Source organism: Pseudomonas sp. CAN1 (genome assembly GCF_030462585.1).
GTDB lineage: Bacteria > Pseudomonadota > Gammaproteobacteria > Pseudomonadales > Pseudomonadaceae > Pseudomonas.
In genome coordinates, this window is record NZ_JASMRU010000034.1 from 33,815 (window position 1) to 52,503 (window position 18,689).

Annotated in this window: 14 protein-coding genes and 2 pseudogenes; 11 read left to right on the top strand and 5 right to left on the bottom strand. The window is 68.3% G+C overall.

Going from position 1 to position 18,689, the window contains the following annotated elements; translation table 11 throughout:
• The first annotated feature begins 35 nt into the window (after positions 1 to 35).
• Complete coding sequence (locus QO207_RS27025) at positions 36 to 935, top strand: LysR substrate-binding domain-containing protein (RefSeq protein ID WP_301535332.1); 900 nt, start codon at positions 36 to 38, stop codon at positions 933 to 935.
• Here the strand turns inward: QO207_RS27025 and QO207_RS27030 are convergent.
• The 4 genes from QO207_RS27030 to QO207_RS27045 form a co-directional block, all read right to left on the bottom strand.
• Positions 932 to 4,024 carry an efflux RND transporter permease subunit gene (locus QO207_RS27030; protein WP_301535333.1) on the bottom strand — a complete coding sequence of 1,031 codons (3,093 nt, stop codon included), beginning with the start codon at positions 4,022 to 4,024 and terminating at the stop codon, positions 932 to 934. The genes QO207_RS27025 and QO207_RS27030 overlap by 4 nt on opposite strands.
• Positions 4,021 to 5,196: an efflux RND transporter periplasmic adaptor subunit gene (locus QO207_RS27035; RefSeq protein ID WP_301535334.1), complete on the bottom strand. Its 1,176-nt coding sequence runs from the start codon at positions 5,194 to 5,196 to the stop codon at positions 4,021 to 4,023. Before QO207_RS27035 ends, QO207_RS27030 begins: the two co-directional genes overlap by 4 nt.
• Positions 5,193 to 6,635 carry an efflux transporter outer membrane subunit gene (locus tag QO207_RS27040; RefSeq protein WP_301535335.1) on the bottom strand — a complete coding sequence of 481 codons (1,443 nt, stop codon included), beginning with the start codon at positions 6,633 to 6,635 and terminating at the stop codon, positions 5,193 to 5,195. The genes QO207_RS27035 and QO207_RS27040 overlap by 4 nt, the downstream gene beginning before the upstream one ends.
• A 138-nt stretch (positions 6,636 to 6,773) precedes the next feature.
• Positions 6,774 to 7,457 (bottom strand): response regulator transcription factor, encoded by a 684-nt coding sequence (locus tag QO207_RS27045; RefSeq protein WP_301535336.1) that lies wholly within the window; start codon positions 7,455 to 7,457, stop codon positions 6,774 to 6,776.
• Between the two features lie 177 nt (positions 7,458 to 7,634).
• Between QO207_RS27045 and QO207_RS27050 the strand changes: the two genes are divergently transcribed.
• The 3 genes from QO207_RS27050 (at position 7,635) to QO207_RS27060 (ending at position 10,441) form a co-directional block, all read left to right on the top strand.
• Complete coding sequence (locus QO207_RS27050; RefSeq protein WP_301535337.1) at positions 7,635 to 8,327, top strand: response regulator transcription factor; 693 nt, start codon at positions 7,635 to 7,637, stop codon at positions 8,325 to 8,327.
• Entirely contained in the window at positions 8,305 to 9,678 is a 1,374-nt protein-coding gene (locus QO207_RS27055) for a HAMP domain-containing sensor histidine kinase (RefSeq protein ID WP_301535338.1), read from the top strand. The genes QO207_RS27050 and QO207_RS27055 overlap by 23 nt, the downstream gene beginning before the upstream one ends.
• Positions 9,679 to 9,784: 106 nt before the next feature.
• Positions 9,785 to 10,441 (top strand): class I SAM-dependent methyltransferase, encoded by a 657-nt coding sequence (locus QO207_RS27060; RefSeq protein WP_301535339.1) that lies wholly within the window; start codon positions 9,785 to 9,787, stop codon positions 10,439 to 10,441.
• Positions 10,442 to 10,501: 60 nt separating this feature from the next.
• Here the strand turns inward: QO207_RS27060 and QO207_RS27065 are convergent, their stop codons facing one another.
• Complete coding sequence (locus tag QO207_RS27065; protein WP_301535340.1) at positions 10,502 to 11,257, bottom strand: DUF899 domain-containing protein; 756 nt, start codon at positions 11,255 to 11,257, stop codon at positions 10,502 to 10,504.
• 94 nt (positions 11,258 to 11,351) lie between these two features.
• Between QO207_RS27065 and QO207_RS27070 the strand changes: the two genes are divergently transcribed.
• The 7 genes and pseudogenes from QO207_RS27070 to QO207_RS27100 form a co-directional block, all read left to right on the top strand.
• Positions 11,352 to 12,548 (top strand): helix-turn-helix domain-containing protein, encoded by a 1,197-nt coding sequence (locus QO207_RS27070; RefSeq protein WP_301535341.1) that lies wholly within the window; start codon positions 11,352 to 11,354, stop codon positions 12,546 to 12,548.
• A gap of 41 nt (positions 12,549 to 12,589) precedes the next feature.
• Positions 12,590 to 13,240, top strand: coding sequence for a glutamine cyclotransferase (locus QO207_RS27075; RefSeq protein WP_301535342.1), 651 nt, complete (start codon positions 12,590 to 12,592; stop codon positions 13,238 to 13,240).
• 65 nt (positions 13,241 to 13,305) lie between these two features.
• Positions 13,306 to 13,755, top strand: a complete 450-nt coding sequence (locus QO207_RS27080) for an isoprenylcysteine carboxylmethyltransferase family protein (protein ID WP_301535343.1) — start codon at positions 13,306 to 13,308, stop codon at positions 13,753 to 13,755.
• Between the two features lie 96 nt (positions 13,756 to 13,851).
• The gene (locus tag QO207_RS27085) at positions 13,852 to 14,544 is read left to right on the top strand and encodes a response regulator transcription factor (protein WP_301535344.1); all 693 of its coding nucleotides are present in this window, start codon (positions 13,852 to 13,854) and stop codon (positions 14,542 to 14,544) included.
• Positions 14,544 to 15,946 (top strand): annotated as a pseudogene (locus tag QO207_RS27090) (histidine kinase sensor domain-containing protein). The gene QO207_RS27085 and the pseudogene QO207_RS27090 overlap by 1 nt, the downstream one beginning before the upstream one ends.
• 81 nt (positions 15,947 to 16,027) lie before the next feature.
• Positions 16,028 to 18,262 (top strand): TonB-dependent siderophore receptor, encoded by a 2,235-nt coding sequence (locus QO207_RS27095; RefSeq protein ID WP_301535345.1) that lies wholly within the window; start codon positions 16,028 to 16,030, stop codon positions 18,260 to 18,262.
• 16 nt (positions 18,263 to 18,278) lie between these two features.
• Positions 18,279 to 18,689: pseudogene (locus QO207_RS27100) on the top strand (alpha/beta hydrolase); the annotation flags it as partial.

The following is an 18,689-nucleotide window of genomic DNA, read 5'->3' on the forward strand; positions in this document are numbered from 1 at the left end:
AGCGCTGCTGTTTGTCGCTTCACGGAGAACCGTCCATGCACTTCGACCTCGCCGACCTGCGGCTTTTCGCCCATATCGCCGAAGCCCCCAGCCTCACCCAGGGGGCGCGCCGCGCGCATCTGTCGGCGGCGGCCGCCAGCGCGCGGATCAAGGCCCTGGAAGGCCAGCTGGAGTGCCGCCTGCTCTACCGCGACAACCGTGGCGTCGAGCTGACCCCGGCGGGCCAGCGCCTGCTGCAGCACGCGCGGCTGATCCTGCGCCAGGTGGACCACCTGAAAAGCGACTTCAGCGGCCAGGCCGGCGACCAGGTCGGGCATATCCGTATCTTCGCCAACACCACGGCCTGCACCGAGTTCCTCCCCGAGCTGCTGGCCGACTTCCTCGCCGGCCGCCCCGGCGTCAGCGTCGACCTGCAGGAGCGGCTGAACCGCGACATCGTCCGCGCCATCCTCGATGGCTCGGCGGACCTGGGGATAGTCGCCGGGCCAGTGCGCGCCGAAGGCCTGCAGGTGGTGCACTTCAGCACCGACCGCCTGGTGCTGGCGGTGGCGCCGGAGCACCCGCTGTGCGCCCTGCCCCGGCTGACCCTGGCCGATACCCTGGGTTACCCGCACATCGGCCTGCACGAAGGCAGCACCCTGCAGAGCTTCCTGCGCGAACGGGTGGACCGCATGGGCGGCGAGCTGAACCTGCGCATCCAGGTCGCCAGCTTCGAGGCGATCTGCCGGATGATCGAGGCCGGCGTCGGTATCGGCGTGATCCCGGAAACCGCCGCGCTGCGCCACAGCCGCACCATGAGCCTGCGCATCCTGCCGCTGGACGAGCCCTGGGTGATCCGCGAGCGCAGCGTGCTGCTGCGCGACCGCGAGGCCCTGCCCGCCTGTGCGCGGGCGCTGGTGGACCGTCTGCAGGAGATGAAGGACCCCGCCCCCTAGCCAGGCAACGCCTCGGCAGCCGCTGTGGCAGCCGGCGAGCGTCCCTCGCGCAGGCGCTCGAACCACAGGTAGATCACCGGCGTCGAGTACAGCGTGAGGATCAGCGACACCAGCAGCCCGCCGACAATCGCGATCCCCAGCGGCTGGCGCAGCTCGGCGCCGGCGCCATGGCCGAAGGCCAGCGGCACTGCGCCCAGCAGCGCCGCCAGCGAAGTCATCAGGATCGGCCGCAGGCGCAGCAGGCACGCCTCGCGCACCGCCTCGGTGGCCGGCATGCCGCGTTCCTGGGCGGCCTGGGCGAAGTCGACGATCATGATCGCGTTCTTCTTGACGATGCCGATCAGCAGCAGGATGCCGATCAGCCCCAGCACCGACAGGTCGAGGCGGAACAGCAGCAGCGCGATCAGCGCGCCGAAGCCGGCCGAGGGCAAGGTGGAGATGATCGTCAGCGGGTGGATGGCGTTCTCGTAGAGCACGCCGAGCACCACGTAGACGGTCAGCACCGCCGCGAGGATCAGCCAGGGCTGCGACTTCAGCGAGTCCTGGAAGGCCTGGGCGGTGCCCTGGAAGCTGCCCTGCACCGAATCCGGCAAGCCGATCTGCGCGGTGGTCTGCCTGATCGCCGCCACCGCGTCGCTCAGCGACATGCCCGGCGCCAGGTCGAACGACAGGGTGATGGCCGGGAACACGCCCTGGTGGTTGATGACGATGGGCACCAGTTCGCGGTGGAGGCTGGCGAGCATGTCCAGCGGCACCAGGTTGCCGGCGTCGGAGCGCGCGTAGAGGTGTTGCAGGGTCGACAGCGACACCTGCCATTTCGGGTCCAGTTCGAGGATCACGTGGTTCTGGTCCAACTGGGTGAACATGGTGGCGATCTGGCGCTGGCCGAAGGCGTCGTAGAGCACGTCGTCGATGGTCTGGATCGACACGCCCAGGCGCGCCGCCGAAGCGCGGTCGATCTGCAGGGTCGCCTGGGCGGTACCCTGCTGCTGGTCCGAGGCCACGTGCTGCAGTTGCGGCAGGGCCTGCATGCGTTTGAGCAGCAGGTCTGCCCAGTGGCTGAGCTCGCTGCTGTTGGGGTCCTGCAGGGTGTACTGGTAGAGGGTCTTGCTGATGCGCCCGCCGAACTGCAGGTCCTGGGTCGGCTGCATATACAGGCGCAGGCCGGTCACCGCGCCCAGCGGCGCCTGCAGGCGGTTGATCACCTGGCGCGCCGAGACGTCGCGCTGTGCGAAGGGTTTCAGCGCGAGGACGATGCGCGCCTGGCTGATGGTCGGGCTGGGGCCGATCCAGAAGTACACCTTGTCCACCGCCGGGTCCTGGCGGGCGATTTCCGCCGCCTCGCGGACCTGCTCTCGCATCGCCTGCGGCGAGCTGTCCGGCGCGCCCTCGGCGACGGTGACGATCAGCCCGGTGTCCTGCTCGGGGAAGAAGCCCTTGGGAATCACCACGTAGAGCACGCCGGTGGCCAGCAGCGTCGCCAGCACGCCGGCCAGGGTCACGCGCTGGTGCCGCAAGACCCAGTCCAGGGTGCGCGCGTAGCCGTCGTGGATCGCTTGCAGGCAGCGCTCGCAGAAGGCCGAGAAGCGTCCCGGCGCAGCCTCCTCGGCGTGGGGTTTCAACAGCCAGGCACAGAGCATCGGCGTGATGCACAGGGAAATCACGCAGGACACCAGGATGGCGATGCTCACCGTGATGGCGAACTCCCGCAGCAGGCGCCCGACAATGCCGCCCATCAGCAGGATCGGCAGGAACACCGCCACCAGCGACACGGTCATCGAGACGATGGTCATGCCCACCTCGCGCAGGCCGTCCATGGCGGCCTGCAGCCGCGGCTTGCCCATCTCCAGGTGGCGCACGATGTTCTCCATCATCACGATGGCATCGTCCACCACGAAGCCCACGGCAATCGCCAGGCCCATGATCGACAGGTTGTCGAGGCTGTAGCCGAGCACGTACATCACCGCGAAGGTCACCGCCAGCGACAGCGGGATGGTCATCGCCGGGATCAGCGTCGCCGTGGCCCGGCGCAGGAACAGGAAGATCACCAGCACCACCAGGCCGATGGACAGCAGCAGGGTGAACTCCACGTCAGCCACCGAGGCACGGATGGTCTGGGTGCGGTCGCCGGCGATGTGCACCTGGACGTCCGCCGGCAACTGCGACATCAGCGCCGGCAGCCGCGCCTTGATGTTCTCGATGGTCTGGMTGACGTTGTAGCCGGGCTGCTTGTGGATGTCGGCGATCACCGTCGGCTGGCCGTCGAGCATCGCCGCCTGCTCGGTGTCCTCGGCGCCGGCGATCACATCACCGACATCGCCGACCTTGATCGGCGTGCCGTTGCGGTAGGCGATCACCTGCTCGCGGTAGTGTTTCGGGTCGAGCAGCTGGTCGGTGGCGCCCAGGGTGATCGAGCGCGTCGGCCCGTCGAGGTTGCCCTTGGGCTGGTCGAGGGTGGCGTTGCCGATGGTCGCGCGCAGGTCTTCCAGTGTCAGGCCGCGGGCGGTCAGGCGGTCCGGGTCGATGCGGATGCGCACCGCCGGCTTCTGCTGGCCGTGGAAGTCGATCAGGCCGACGCCGGGGATCTGCGACAGCTGCTGGGAGATGTAGTTGTCGATGTACTGGTTGAGCTCGGGCAGCGTGCGCACCGGCGAGGTCACCGCCAGCGACAGCACGGTGGCCTCCGCCGGGTTGACCTTGTTGAAGGTCGGCAGGCTGGTCATGGTCTTGGGCAGGTTGGCGGTGGCGGCGTTGATCGCCGCCTGGACGTCCCCGGCGGCGCCGTCGATGTCGCGGTTGAGGTCGAACTGCAGGACGATCTGGGTCTTGCCGGCGGCGTTCGAGGACGTCATCGCGGTGATCTGCGGCACCGCCGAGAACGCCCGCTCCAGTGGCGTCGCCACCGAGCTGGCCATGGTCTCGGCGTTGGCCCCGGAGAGCAGCGCGGTGACCTGGATGGTCGGGAAGTCCACCGTCGGCAGCGCCGCCACCGGCAGGTTGAGGTAAGCGAAGGCGCCCAGCAGCATGGCGCCGATGGCCAGCATGCTCAGGCCGACGCGGCGCGGGATCAGCCCCATCAGGCCGTTCATGGCTGGCGCTCCGCGGCGTTGCTGGTGGTTGCCACGGATTCTGCCTTGACCGACGCCACGCGAGCGCCGGGGGCGATGCGCGACTGGCCGATGGTCACCACCGTTTCGCCCGGCGCCAGGCCCTGGCGTATCCACTGCATGCCGTCGACCACCACGTCCGCGGCCTGCACCTGGCGCGCCTCCACCTGCTGGCGGGCGTTGACCACATAGACATAGTCGCCATCACGGCCCAGCTGCACGGCGTTCTGCGGAATGGCGGTGACCGCGCGCTGGGTATCCAGCAGCAGGCGCGCGGTGACCAGCTGGCCCGGCCAGAGCTTCTGCGCGCCGTTGTCGAACTGCGCCTTGAGCTGCACCTGGCCGCTGGCGGTGGCGACCTGGCTGTCGATGAAGCTGAGCTTGCCGTGGGCGATCTCCTGGGTGCCGTCGCGGCTCATGGCGACCACCTCCAGCGGCGCCTGGGCCTGGCGGGCGAGAATCTGCGGCAGCTGGTCCTGGGAGACGGCGAAGGCCACCGAGATCGGGTCCATCTGGGTCAGTGTCACCAGGCCGGTGGCCTCGCTGCCGTGGACGATGGAGCCGGCATCCAGCAGGCGCTGGCCGGTACGGCCGGTGAACGGCGCGCGTATCTGGGTGAACGACAGTTGCAGGCGAGCGCTGTCCAGGGCCGCCTGGTCCGCCCGCAGGGTGGCCTGTTGCGCGGCCAGCTGCGCGCGGTAGGTGTCGACGTCCTGGCTGGGCCCGGCCTTGGCGGCGGCGAGCTTGCTGGCACGGTCGAGGTTCGACTTCAGGTTGGCGACCTGCGCCTGGTCACGGGCGACCAGTGCCTGGGCCTGGTCCTGCTGCGCCTGGTACGGGCGCGGGTCGATTTTCGCCAGCAGGCTGCCGGCCTGGACCATCTGCCCTTCACCGAACAGCACGCCGGTCAGCTCGCCATCGGCGCGCACGCGCACGTTGACGCTGTTCAGCGGCTGCACGTCGCCGATTGCCGACAGCCACACCGGCATGTCGCGGCGGTCGACCTGGGCGGTCTGCACCGGAATCGCGGCGGGCTCCGCCTTGGCCGGCGCCGCACCGACCCTGGGCAGGCTCACCGCGGCGATGGCGATCACCGCGACGCCAGCCGCGACGCACCAGGCCAGGCGCTGGCGTGACAGAGAGGGGAAGTTCATGGACGGGGCTCCTGGCGGGCGGAATCGGACGGCGTGGAAGTGGCAACGCTGGAAGCCTGCGCCACAGCGGCGCCGGCCTGCCTGAAATCGCCACCCAGGGCGCGGAACAGGCCAACCGAAGACTGCAGGTGCTGCAACTGCACCTGCAGCAGCGCGTCCTCGGCCTGGTACTGGGTGCGCTCGGCGATCAGCAGGGTCTGGAAGTCGATGGAACCGAGGCGGTAGCGCACCTGGGCCAGCTGCGAAGCCTCGCGAGCGGCCTGCACGGCGGCCTGGTTGAGCCCGTAGCTCTGCTGCAACTGCTGGCGGGCGCTGATCTGCGTCTGCACGTCCTGCAGCGCCTCGATCCACTGTTCGCGGTAGTTCGCCAGCAGCTCGCGGGAGTGCGCCTTGCTGGTATCCAGCTGGCCTTCGAGCTGGCCGCCGGTGAACAGTGGCTGGGCAATCGAGCCGAGCACACTCCAGATCGCGCCGGAGCCGAGGGTGTCGACGCCGCCCAGCAGGTTGATCGAGACGTTCGGCAGGAACGCCGCGCGGGCCACGCCGACGTCGAAGTTGGCGGATTTCAGGCGTGCCTCGGCGGCCTGGATGTCCGGGCGCTGGGCCAGCAGGTCGAGCGGCACGCCGACGCTTGGGAAAGGCACGGCCATTTCCCCCAGCTGCTGGCGTTGCAGGCTGAAGCCCTGGGGCGCCGCGCCGACCAGCACGGCCAGTTGATACAGCGCCTGGTCGCGCTGCTGACGCAGGGTCGGCACGGCGGCCTCGAAGGTGCGCAGGGCATTGCGTTGCTGGGCGACTTCCAGGTCGGACGCCGAGCCGAGGCTGGCCTGCACCTGCACCAGTTGCAGCACCTGGCGGGCGTCATCGGCGATGGTCTGCGCCAGGCGGATGCGGTCCTGCAGCGAGAGCACCTGGAAGTAACTGTCGGCGATGCTGGCGGTGAGGGTCATGCGCACGGTCTGCGCATCCAGCAGCGAGGCCTGGGTCAGTTGGTCCGCCGAATCGGCCGCCGCACGGTGGGCGCCCCAGAAATCGATCTCGTAACTGGCGCCGAGGGCAACCGAGCGCTTGGCGGTGGTCGAATAGTTGTCCTGCCGCTGGTAGGTGCCATCCAGGCTCAGTTGCGGAAACAGCCCGCTGGCGGCTACTTCGGCATTTCCCCGCGCCTGGTCGATGCGCGCCATGGCGGCGGCGAGGTTGTTGTTGCTTTGCAGGCCACGCTGGACCAGCGCATCCAGTTCGCTGTCGGAGAACTCGCGCCACCAGGCGCCACCAGCGGCGGCCGAGCCCTGTTGCGCACTGACTGAATCCCAGCTGGCGGCGGCGGGAACCGCAGGCGCCTGGTACTGCGGCACCAGCGAGCAGCCCGCCAGCAGGCTCAAGCCCAGGGCGAGCGGCAGCGGAAGGAATAGGCGCTTGGGACGGGCAGCGTCTGGCACGGGTGGGGTCTCCATGGAACCTGGTTGGACGGCGTCCTGACTGGGTTCCACGGTAAGGCCGGCTTGCTGGCAGGCCATTCCCCGGAAGTTAAACTTAAATTTAGCTGGGCCATTTAGGCGGCAGAAGGAGCCGAAAGATCAGTCCGGATCGTCCGTCTCCAGCAGGTAGCCGGCGCCCGCCACGGTGCGGATGATCGAGCGCGAATGGCCCTCGTCGAGTTTGCGGCGCAGGCGATAGATGTGCTTGTCGATCACGTTGTCGTTGGGGTCGAAATGGTAGTCCCAGGCGCTTTCCAGCAACAGGTCGCGGCTCACCGGCTGGCCCTGGTGGCGCAGCAGCCGGGCCAGCAGCAGGGTCTCGCGGAACTGCAGGCGCACTTCCCTGCCCCGCCGCCAGGCCAGGCGCGCACTGCAATCCAGTTCCAGGCCGGGCGCACGGAGCACCTCCCCCGCCGCCACGGGGCCGGGCCGGCGCAGCAGCGCCTGCAACCGCGCGAGCACCTCGACGAAGGCATAGGGCCGCGACAGGTAGTCGTCGCAGCCGGCGCGCAGCCCTTCCACGCGCTCCAGCGCACTGGCCTGGGCGCTGCACATCAGCACCGGCAGGTGCAGGTCCTCGGCGCGCAGCCGGCGTACCAGCTCCAGGCCGCCCAGGCGCGGTAGCTCGCGCTCCACGATCAGCGCGTCGTAGATGCCTTCCAGGGCCATTTCCAGGCCCTCCACGCCATTACCGGCGACATCGGCGACGTAGCCGCTCTCGCTCAGCCCGCGCGCCAGGTAAGCGGCCTGGCTGGCGTCTTCGGCCACCAGCAAAATTCTCATCCAGGGCGCTCCCCAGCTCGATAAACTTCGGCTCGATAAACTTCAGCCAGATAAACTTTTGTTCAGGTTGCGGCGAGCTGTGCTTTCGCCGCCGGGCAGCAGACTATGCCCGGGCGGATGTGAATCCGCCGTGATTGCCGCTGCTGCTGGAAAATGATGTTGCCTGGAGAATACCGCATGGCCCACGTTCTGGTGGTCGAGGACGACAGCTCTACCGCCCTGGAGATCGAAGCGGCGCTGGTCGACCACGGCTTCGCGGTGACCCTGGCTGCCGACGGCCGCAGCGGCATCGTGCAGGCGCTGAGCCTGCCCTTCGACCTCATCGTCCTCGACCGCATGCTGCCGCTGGTGGATGGTCTGGGCGTGCTGACGGCGATCCGCACCGCCGGCGTACTGACCCCGGTGCTGATCCTCAGTGCCCTGAGCGCGCTCGATGAACGGGTGCGCGGCCTGCGCGCCGGTGGCGACGACTACCTGACCAAACCCTTCGAATTCATCGAGCTGACCGCGCGCCTGGACGCCCTGCTGCGCCGCGGCAGCAACCTGCGCCCAGTGCTGCCGGCGAGCAACCAGCTGCGCATCGGCGACCTGGCCATCGACCAGCTGCGCCGCAGCGTGCGCCGCGGCGAGCGCAACATCGAACTGCTGCCGCGCGAGTACGCCCTGCTCGAACACCTGGCGCTGCACGCCGACGAGGTGGTTACCCGCACCATGCTCTTCGAGGCGGTGTGGAACTACACCTACGACGAGCGCACCAACGTCATCGAGGTGCACATCGGCCGCCTGCGCCGCAAGATCGACGGCGACGGCGAAGAACCCATGCTGCACACCGTGCGGGGAGCCGGCTATGTCCTCCGTTCGCCTCGCTGAGATCCCGCGTACCAGCGGCTTCCGCGTCGGCCTGCTGTTCCTCGCGCTGTTCGGCGTCTCGTTCCTTGCCCTGTTCGGTTACACCTACTGGCAGACCGCGGTCTACCTGCGCAGCGAAGTGGACGCCAACCTGCACCGGCAGATCGACAACCGCAGCGCCCAGGACGCCGGCACGCGCCTGCAGGAAATCCGCCGCCACGCCCTGCAGGACCACGACGGCCGCGTGCCGCACACGCTGTTCGACGCCCAGGGCAAACCGCTCGCCGGCCCGCTCAAGGAGTTGCCGGCCGGCAGGCGCTTCGATGCGCCGGGCGAGTTCCACTGGCAAAGGCCAGACGGTGAGCTGCGGCCGATCCGCTACCTCAAGCACCGCCTGGAGGACGGCAACATCCTGGTCGCCGCCCAGGACGTGCACGATATCCACGAGTTCGACGAGCTGCTGGTCAACGCCCTGGCCTCCGGCGGCGTGCTGTTGCTGGTGGTCGGCCTGATCGGCGCGGTGTGGCTGGGCAACTCGACGCGGGTGCGGTTGAACGACCTGAGCACCGCCATCCGCCGCATCGTCGAGGGCGACCTCAGCCGGCGCCTGCCGGTGCGTGGCAACGACGACGACATCGACCGCATCTCCGCCGTGGTCAACGGCATGCTCGACGAACTGGAACGGCTGATGAGCGAGGTCAAGGGCGTCTGCGACGACATCGCCCACGACCTGCGTACCCCGCTCACCCGCCTCATCGCCGGCCTGGAACGCACCCAGCGCCGCGAGCTGCAGGCCGAGGACTACGAGCAGACCATCGATGCCGCGCTGAACGAGGCCAAGGGCCTGCTGCTGACCTTCCGCGCGCTGCTGCGCATCTCCGAGATCGAGGACAGCGTGCGCCGCAGCCACTTCGCCCCGGTGGACCTGAATCGCATCGGCAGCGATGCGGTGGAACTCTTCGAGCCGCTGGCCGAGGAACGCCGCATCCACCTCGAACTGGTGCCCTCGCCGGCTCCGGCGCTGCTCTCGGGCGACGCGCAGCTGCTGTTCGACGCCAGCTGCAACCTGATCGACAACGCCATCAAGTTCTCCCCCGAGGGCGCGCACATCCGCGTCGAGATCGGCGCGGCGGACGGCGATGTCGGCCTCACTGTGCGCGACAACGGCCCCGGCATCCCCGAGGCCGAGCGCGAATCGGTGTTCCGCCGTTTCTACCGCGCGCAGAGCAGCCGGCAGACCGCCGGCAACGGCCTGGGGCTGAGCCTGGTGGCGGCAGTGGCGCGGCTGCATGACCTGCAGCTGCGCGTCGACGACGCCCGGCCCGGCTGCATCATGAGCCTGCGCGGCAAGCCGGCCGATCAGGGCGCTTGACGCGGCTTGCCACGACGAGATTTTCACATGTCCTTGACGAGGCCTTGATCGGCCCACTCGATAATGGCCGGAACCCCTGAGCCTTCTCGGCTGCCGAGCCCTGTCCATGAACGAACCCCAACGCCTGGTGGTCCCTGCTGCGCCGCGTGAAGGCGATAACGGCTCCGGCCGGCTGTTCACCGCCCGGCTGCGCGCCAGGCTCGCGGCGTGGCGCAAGCGGCGGCTGTTGCGGCTGGCGTTGCGGGTGGCGGAGGAGCCGATCCTGATGCTGGAAGTCTCGCAAGCGCCGGGGCTGTTCTGGCCGGTGCTGACCGAGCACAACAACCGCGTGATCGTGGCGACTTCCCCGGCTGCGGAATCCCTGCTCGAAGCCCACCGCCTGCTGCCCCAGGGCGTTACCCGGCGCATCCGCGTGATGCCCGGCCCGCTGGACTATGCCGAGCTGCGGCCGGCGTCGGTGGACTGCATCCTGCTCGCTGAAATCCCGCCGTCGGAGTGCAACGCGAACACGCTGCGCCTGCTCGGCCAGCTGCACCACGTCACCCGCGACAGCGCGATCCTCTTCGCCCGGATCGGCTCGCCGCGGCCAGCGCCGCAAGTCGGCGACGCCTGCCGCTGTGGCGACTCACATGCCGTGGCGGCCGAGGCCAGCCATGCCAGGGCGCTGGAGCAGGAATTCCTGCGTATCGGCTTTTCGCATATCCATCACTACAACTTCACTCCAGGTTCCACTGGTGTGCGCGTCTACATCCTGCGCAAGTGATCCCACTCCTGCACCAATATCCCTCCAGCTTCTTCACCACCGGACGCCCGGTTTAGAAGCTCAACGCCCGTACTCGTCATGCCGACGCCACCACATGCTGTGCTCGTTGCGCCCCAGCGGCGCGCGGTCGAGCCACTGGAACAGGCCCCATAGCGAGTCCAGGCCGCGGGCGTAGGTCGAGTAGCAGTGATAGATCGTGTCGCCCTCGCGGATGAAGCTGCTCATGCCCGGCAGGTCGCGGGTGAAGGTCGCCACGTCGGTGCCGCAGCAGGCAGCGGTGGCCACCACCGGCTCCGGCGCCGGGCCGCTGGCGGGGCATTCGCGGCGGAAGTTGTAGTCGACCTCCCCGCCCCGCTGCTGCGCCTCGGTGAAGGACACGTTGAAGTCGTAGTTGAATTCGCTGCCGTGGGATGACGCCCAGGGGAAGCTCCAACCCATGCGTCGACGGTACGCCAGCAGCTTTTCCAGCGGCGCGCGGGACACCGCCAGCAGGCTGACATCGTGGTTCGCCAGGTGCGTGGCGTAGCCGTCGAAGCCATCGGCGATGTTCGAGCAGGACGGGCAGCCGGCCACATAATCCGGGCCGAACATGAAGTGGTAGACCAGCAGTTGCGAGCGCCCGGCGAACAGGTCGGCCAGGCTCGCCGGGCCGTGTTCGGTGTCGAAGCGGTAGTCCTTTTCGACGCGTACCCAGGGCAGCGCCTGACGTTTGCGCGCCAGTTCGTCGCTGCGCCGGGTCAGGGCCTTCTCCTCGGCCAGCAGTTCCAGGCGCGCGGCCAGCCATTCTTCGCGGGTGCCTGTTGCGTGGGCAGTCATGGCAGTTCTCCTCCGCCAGCGGCGGCTCGGTGGGCATGACTTAGACTAGGCAACGGGCCGGAACGACGGGAGTGACAAAGGTGGCGGGATTTCCATGGATTCGCTGATCACCGCAGCAGCCGCTGCACTGGCGGCAGGCGACCCGCTGGGAGCGCTGAACCGCGTGGCGCTGCGTGACGATCCCCCGGCATTGGCCCTGCGCGGTATCGCCATGGCGCAGTTGGGCGACTTCCCCCGTTCACGAACTTTGCTGCGCCGCGCCGCTCGTGCCTTCGGCGCCCATGAACCGGCGGAACGCGCACGCTGCCGAGTGGCCGAGGCAGAAGTGGCGCTGGCCAGCCGCGAACTGAACTGGCCGACCGAACCGCTGCAGCGGGCCGCGCAGGAACTGCTGGCCCACGGCGACGCGGGCAATGCCGCCCATGCCCGCTACCTGCTGATTCGCCGCGCGTTGCTGATCGGCCAGCTCGATGAAGCCAGCGAGTTGCTCGCTGAGCTGGAGCCGGGTTCGCTGCCGGCGCCGCTGCGTGCCGTGCACTGGCTGATCGTTTCCGGTATCGCCGTGCGCCGTTTGCACGCAGGCGAAGCCCGCAGCGCACTGCACAGGGCCAGCGAAGCGGCAGGTGCTGCGGGCATTCCGGCCTTGCGCGCGGAAGTCGAACAGGCGACGCGCATCCTCGATGCACCCGCGGCCCGTCTGATCTCCCGGCAGACCGAGCACCTGCTGTCGCTGGATGAGGTGGAAAACCTGCTGGGCTCCGCTGCCCTGGTGGTGGATGCCTGCCGTAACCGCATCGGCAGCCTGGCGCTGGCCAGCCGCCCGGTGCTCTTCGCCCTCGCTCGCGAGCTGGCCGAGGCCTGGCCGGCTGACGTCGCACGCAACGAACTGATCGGCCGGGTGTTCCGCACCCGCCACCCGGACGAAACCCACCGCGCGCGCCTGCGGGTGGAAATCGGCCGCTTGCGCCGTCTGCTGCAGCCTTTGGCGGGCATCGAGTCGACGCCACGCGGCTACCTGCTGGTCGCCAGCAATCCGCTGGTTCTTGCGCCGCCGCGGGAAGACGCCAACGCTGAAGTCCTGGCACTGCTCAGCGATGGTCAGGCCTGGTCCAGTTCGGCGCTGGCCCTGGCGCTGGATAGCAGCCAGCGCAGCGTGCAGCGCGCCCTCGAAGCGCTGGCCAGCGCCGGCCGGGTACAGGCGCTCGGGCAAGGCCGCGCGCGGCGCTGGGTGCTGCCACCGGCGCCGGGATTCGCGACGACCTTGTTACTCCCAGGCCCCTTCGGCGCCTGAATAGGCTGAAGGCTCCCACCCACAACGTGCAGGGCTCGACCATGACCACCCACTACAAGCAATCCCCGGCGCAGGTGCTGCAGGAATACGGTCCCTTCCCCGGCGTCAGCGCCGTTCACGGCCTGACCTTCGACGGCCAGCGCGTCTGGTTCGCCACCGGCGACCAACTGCAGAGCCTCGACCCCAAGGACGGCCGCCTGGAGCGCTCCATCGAAGTGCCCGCCCACGCCGGCACCGCGTTCGATGGCACGCACCTGTACCAGATCGCCGAAAGCCGCATCCAGAAGATCGACCCGGCCAGCGGCAAGGTGCTCTCGATCATCCCCGCGCCGGGCAACGGCGGCGATTCCGGCATGGCCTGGGCGGAAGGCTCGCTCTGGGTCGGCGAGTACCGCGCCAGGAAGATTCACCAGGTCGACCCGGAAACCGGCGAAGTCCTGCGTACGATTGATTCAAATCGTTTCGTTACCGGGGTGACCTGGGTCGAAGGCCAACTCTGGCATGGCACCTGGGAACCGGAAGCGACCTACAGCGAGCTACGCCGCATCGACCCGCAGTCTGGCGCAGTTCTGGAGCAACTGGACCTGCCCGATGGCGTGCACGTTTCCGGCCTGGAGGCCGACGGCGGCGAGCGCTTCTACTGCGGCGGCGGCAACAGCGGCAAGCTGCGGGCAGTACGCCGGCCGCGCTGAGACCGGCAATCTGGGCTAGTGTGGGCACTTCACTGGCAATGGCCGCACTGGCCCGGAGAGCGAGCATGGCTTGGCTGGAACACCGCATTCCCCCGCCCCTGGTGGCGTTCGTCACGGCCGTGCTGATGTGGCTGGCAGTGCGCCCGATCGATCCGCCGGGCAACCGGCTGTGGCTGGCCCTGCTGGTGGTGCTGGCCGGGGTCGCAGTCTGCCTGGCGGGCGTAGCGTCATTTCGCCGCGCGCGCACCACGGTCAACCCGCTGAAGCCGGAGTCCGCCTCGTCGCTGGTGGTCGCCGGCATCTACCGGCACACGCGCAACCCGATGTACCTGGGCTTCGCCATCATCCTGCTGGGCTGGTGCGTCTTTCTCGGCTCGGCGCTGGCGGTGATTGGCGTGGCGGCCTTCGTGCTGTACATCGGGCGCTTCCAGATCCGCCCGGAAGAACGGGCACTGCGCGAGCTGTTCGGTGCGGAGTTCGAGGCTTTCTGCGGGCGGGTGCGGCGCTGGGTCTGAGGTCATTTCTGACAGATGCTTGGCAGATCGCCATTGCCTTCTGACAGACAGGGATGAGATATTTGCAAATGGTAAATATTCGCATCAAGGCCTGCCGTGTCCCCTTCGCTCTTGCTGGTGGAAGACGATTCCCGTCTTCGCCTGGACCTCGAACGTCATTTCTGTCAGCGCGGATTTTCCGTCACCACCTGCGCGAACGGTGACCAGGGGCTGGTCGCCGTGCACCAGAGCCGCTTCGACCTGGTGCTGCTGGACATCATGCTGCCCGGCATCGACGGCCTGTCGCTGCTCGACGACCTGCGTCGCGAGCGCAGTACGCCGGTGATGCTGATGTCCGCCCTGGGGGCGGAACAGGATCGCATCACCGGCTTCACCCGCGGCGCCGACGACTACCTGCCCAAGCCCTTCAGCCTGGCGGAGCTGGATGCGCGCATCGATGCGTTGCTGCGCCGGGCCAGCCTGGATCGCGCCCGCGAAGTGCCACGGCCGCAAGGCTCGCTGCAGTTTGACGACGAGCTGCAGGACGTTTCGCGCAACGGTGAACACGCCGGTCTGACGCACTCCGAGTACCGCCTGCTGGCCACGCTGAACGCCCATGCCGGCGAGGCGCTGAGCAAGAGCTTCCTCTACCAGAGCGTGCTGCATCGCGCCTATACCCGACTGGATCGCGGGCTGGATGTGCACGTCTGCAACCTGCGCCGCAAGCTGGCCGCCATCGGCGCGCAGCAGGTGCAAATCCAGGCCGTGCGCGGCCAGGGCTACATCCTGGTGGATGCGGAACGCCACTGATGCGCCGTCATCCCCTGCTGTGGAAACTCGCTGCGCTGCAGGTCGGCTTCTGCCTGCTGCTGACCTGGCTGATCTGGACCTGGGGCCTGTCGCTGGAGCGCAGCACCTACTTCCTCGGCAGCGAGGACCGCGACTACCTGGCGCGTTATGCCGAACAGGCAGAGATGGTCTGGGAGCAACAGGGCGCCGAGGGCGTGGAGCGTTTCCGCCGGGAGCTCTCCGCCGCCGAGGACACCTGGGTCGCAGTGATCGGCGAACACCTGCAGAGCCTGGGCACCACGCCGCTGACGGCGGAGGAATCCAGCCACCTGACCTTCATGCGCATGCTGCACTGGCCATGAGCCGGCGCCTGCAGGACGAGCTGCCCTACGTCAGCATCGCTTTTCCGCAGCACCCCGAGCGCGGCCGGCTGGTCATGCAGCTACCTGAACGCTTGCTGCCCAGCGGCCTGACGCCCTGGACACACCTGTTCAGCCACGGCGTGGTGCCAACCCTGCTGGCCGCCCTGCTCGGCCTGCTGATCTACCGCCACCTGGTGCTGCCGCTGAACCGCCTGCGCAGCCGCGCCGACGCCCTGCGCGCGGACGATCTCGACAGCGAAGGCCCCGGCACGCCGCTGGCCCACCGCCGCGACGAACTGGGCGAACTGGCGCTGGCCTTCGACCACATGGCCGAGCGCCTGCGCCATAGCCTGGGCCAGCAGCGCCTGCTGCTGCGCACCTTGTCCCACGAACTGCGCACGCCCCTGGCGCGCCTGCGCATCGCCCACGACAGCGACCTGCCGGCAGAGCAGCTGCGCGAGCGGCTGGACCGGGAAATCCAGGACATGCAGCGCCTGCTGGAAGACACCCTCGACCTCGCCTGGATGGACACCGAGCGCCCGCAACTGGAGCGCGAGCCTGTGCTGGTGCTGTCAGTGTGGGAAGCGCTGCGCGAGGACGCCTGCTTCGAAAGCGGCTGGGAGGCCGAGCGGCTGCCCTGCTCGCTGGGCACCGACTGCGTGGTGCAGGTGCACCTGGACAGCTTCGCCCAGGCCATCGAGAACCTGCTGCGCAACGGCATCCGCCATTCCCCGCGCGGCGGCAGCGTGCGCCTGGACGGCTGGCGCGAAGGTGAGTTCTGGCACCTGTGCGTCAGCGACGATGGCCCTGGCGTCGCCGAGCAGGACCTGGAACGTATCTTCCAGCCCTACCAGCGCTTGCAGCCGTCCGAATCCAGCGGCTTCGGCCTCGGCCTGGCCATCGCCCGCCGTGGCGTCGAGCTGGCGGATGGGCGCCTGTGGGCGAAAAATGGCTCCGCCAATGGCAACTCCGGCCTCTGCCTGCACCTGCTGCTGCCTGCCGCACTCTCGCCGACGAGCAAACCTGGCCAGCCAGGCCAACAAGGCCGCGCAAGTGTTTAGAAAGTTAATGCGCTTTACTAGCAAATAGCAGTCATTATCATTTGTGATCTTCCAGTAATCGTCCTCCTCCGGAGATCACCGATGTCGTCCCGTCCGCTGCCGTTCCTTCCGCCCTTCCTGCTGCTGTCCAGCTGCCTGCTGTCCTTCGCCGTCCAGGCCGCCAGCGCCGATGCCGATGTCGTCGAGTTCGACAGCGAGACCATCGTCGCCACCGCCGCCGAAGAAGCCAAGCAGATGCCCGGCGTGTCGATCATCACCGCCGAGGACATCAAGAAGCGCCCGCCGGCCAGTGACCTGTCGCAGATCATCCGCACCATGCCGGGGGTCAACCTGACCGGCAACTCCACCAGCGGCCAGCGCGGCAACAACCGACAGATCGACATCCGCGGCATGGGCCCGGAGAACACCCTGATCCTGGTGGACGGCAAGCCGGTCGCCAGCCGCAACGCCGTGCGCTACGGCTGGCGTGGCGAGCGCGATTCGCGCGGCGACACCAACTGGGTGCCGGCCGACCAGGTGGAGCGCATCGAAGTGCTGCGCGGCCCGGCGGAGGCACGCTACGGCAACGGCGCGGCCGGCGGCGTGGTGAACATCATCACCAAGCAGGCCGGCAAGGAAACCCACGGCGACGTCACCGTCTACAGCAACTTCCCGCAGCACAGCGACGAAGGCGCCACCCAGCGCATGACCTTCGGCCTCAACGGCCCGCTGACCGACAGCCTGAGCTACCGCGTCTACGGCAACGTCGCCAAGACCGATTCGGACGACTGGGACATCAACGCCGGCCACGAATCCAACCGTACCGGCAACCAGGTCGGCACCCTCCCCGCCGGCCGCGAAGGCGTGCGCAACAAGGACGTCAACGGCCTGCTCAGCTGGCACCTGACGCCCGAGCAGACGCTGGACTTCGAAGCCGGCTTCAGCCGCCAGGGCAACATCTACACCGGCGATACGCAGAACACCAACAGCAACGCCAACGTGAAGTCCATGCTCGGTCACGAGACCAACCGCATGTACCGCGAGAACTACTCGATCACCCATCGCGGCGAGTGGGACTTCGGCAGCTCCATGGCCTACCTGCAGTACGAGAAGACCCGCAACAGCCGCATCAACGAAGGCCTGGCCGGCGGCACCGAAGGTATCTTCAGCAACACCGACTTCTACACCGCCACCCTGCGCGACCTGACCGCCCACGGCGAAGTGAACCTGCCGCTGCACGCCTGGCGCGACCAGACCCTGACCCTGGGCAGCGAGTGGGTACAGCAGAAGCTCGACGACCCCAGCGCCAACACCCAGACCACCAGCGAAGGCGGCTCGGTACCGGGCCTCAACGGTAGCAACCGTGACACCACCTCGCAGGCGCAGATCTTCTCGCTGTTCGCCGAGGACAACATCGAACTGCTGCCGGGCACCATGCTCACCCCGGGCCTGCGCTGGGACCACCACAGCATCGTCGGCGACAACTTCAGCCCGTCGCTGAACCTGTCCCACGCGCTGACCGACAGCGTCACCCTGAAAGCCGGCATCGCCCGCGCCTACAAGGCGCCGAACCTGTACCAGCTGAACCCCGACTACCTGCTCTACAGCCGCGGCCAGGGCTGCTATGGCCAGAGCACCAGCTGCTACCTGCAGGGCAACGAGGACCTCAAGGCGGAAACCAGCGTCAACAAGGAGCTGGGCATCGAGTTCCAGAAGGACGGCCTGATCGCCGGCCTGACCTACTTCCGCAACGACTACAAGAACAAGATCGAGTCGGGCCTGTCGCCCATCGATCAGGCCACCGGCGGCACCGGCAGCTACGCCAACGCGGCGATCTACCAGTGGGAGAACGTGCCCAAGGCGCTGGTCGAGGGCCTGGAAGGCACCCTGACCATCCCGCTGATGGAGCAGCTGAAGTGGAGCAACAACTTCACCTACATGCTGCAGTCGAAAAACAAGGAAACCGGCGACGTACTCTCGGTGACGCCCAAGTACACCCTCAATTCCATGCTCGACTGGCAGGCCACCGACGCCCTGTCGCTGCAGGCCAGCGTGGCCTGGTACGGCAAGCAGAAGCCGAAGAAGTACGACTACCACGGCGACCGCGTCACCGGCAGCGCCAACAACCAGCTCTCGCCCTACGCCATCGCCGGGCTGAGCGGCACCTACGTGTTCACCAAGAACCTGAGCTTCACCGCCGGGGTGGACAACGTCTTCGACAAGCGCCTGTTCCGCGAGGGCAACGCCCAGGGCGTCAACGGCATCGATGGCGCCGGCGCCGCCACTTACAACGAACCGGGCCGCACGCTGTACACCAGCCTCACCGCGTCGTTCTGATTAGAGAAAAAGCCTGATGAGAATTCGCCTCCTGGCCCTGGCACTGGCGTTCGCCGTGCCGGGGCTGGCAGCGCACGCCGCGCCTGCCCCCGACCAGAAAATGGACACCCACCTGCTGCAACGCCACGACCTGGCCTACCGCTTCAGCGAGCTGAAGCTGGATTCCGCCGATGGCCAGCGCCACTACCAGCTGTGGATCGCCCGGCCGAACCACCCAGCCCCTGCCGCCGGCTACCCGCTGGTGTGGATGCTCGACGGCAACGCCGCCATCGGCGCGCTGGACGAGAAGCTGCTGAGCGAACTGAACGACGGCAAGGCCCCGCTGCTGGTCGCCGTCGGTTACCAGACGCCGCTGCGCATCGACCGCAGCGGCCGCACCCGCGACTACACGCCGCCACGCCCGCAGCTGGCCGAACAGAAGGACCCG

Coding starts and splice junctions, on each gene's coding strand:
- QO207_RS27060 (WP_301535339.1), top strand. CDS start 9,785: ATGAACGAACCCCAACGCCTGGTGGTCCCTGCTGCGCCGCGTGAAGGC.
- QO207_RS27045 (WP_301535336.1), bottom strand. CDS start 7,457: ATGAGAATTTTGCTGGTGGCCGAAGACGCCAGCCAGGCCGCTTACCTG.
- QO207_RS27070 (WP_301535341.1), top strand. CDS start 11,352: ATGGATTCGCTGATCACCGCAGCAGCCGCTGCACTGGCGGCAGGCGAC.
- QO207_RS27075 (WP_301535342.1), top strand. CDS start 12,590: ATGACCACCCACTACAAGCAATCCCCGGCGCAGGTGCTGCAGGAATAC.
- QO207_RS27065 (WP_301535340.1), bottom strand. CDS start 11,257: ATGACTGCCCACGCAACAGGCACCCGCGAAGAATGGCTGGCCGCGCGC.
- QO207_RS27080 (WP_301535343.1), top strand. CDS start 13,306: ATGGCTTGGCTGGAACACCGCATTCCCCCGCCCCTGGTGGCGTTCGTC.
- QO207_RS27035 (WP_301535334.1), bottom strand. CDS start 5,196: ATGAACTTCCCCTCTCTGTCACGCCAGCGCCTGGCCTGGTGCGTCGCG.
- QO207_RS27055 (WP_301535338.1), top strand. CDS start 8,305: ATGTCCTCCGTTCGCCTCGCTGAGATCCCGCGTACCAGCGGCTTCCGC.
- QO207_RS27095 (WP_301535345.1), top strand. CDS start 16,028: ATGTCGTCCCGTCCGCTGCCGTTCCTTCCGCCCTTCCTGCTGCTGTCC.
- QO207_RS27050 (WP_301535337.1), top strand. CDS start 7,635: ATGGCCCACGTTCTGGTGGTCGAGGACGACAGCTCTACCGCCCTGGAG.
- QO207_RS27025 (WP_301535332.1), top strand. CDS start 36: ATGCACTTCGACCTCGCCGACCTGCGGCTTTTCGCCCATATCGCCGAA.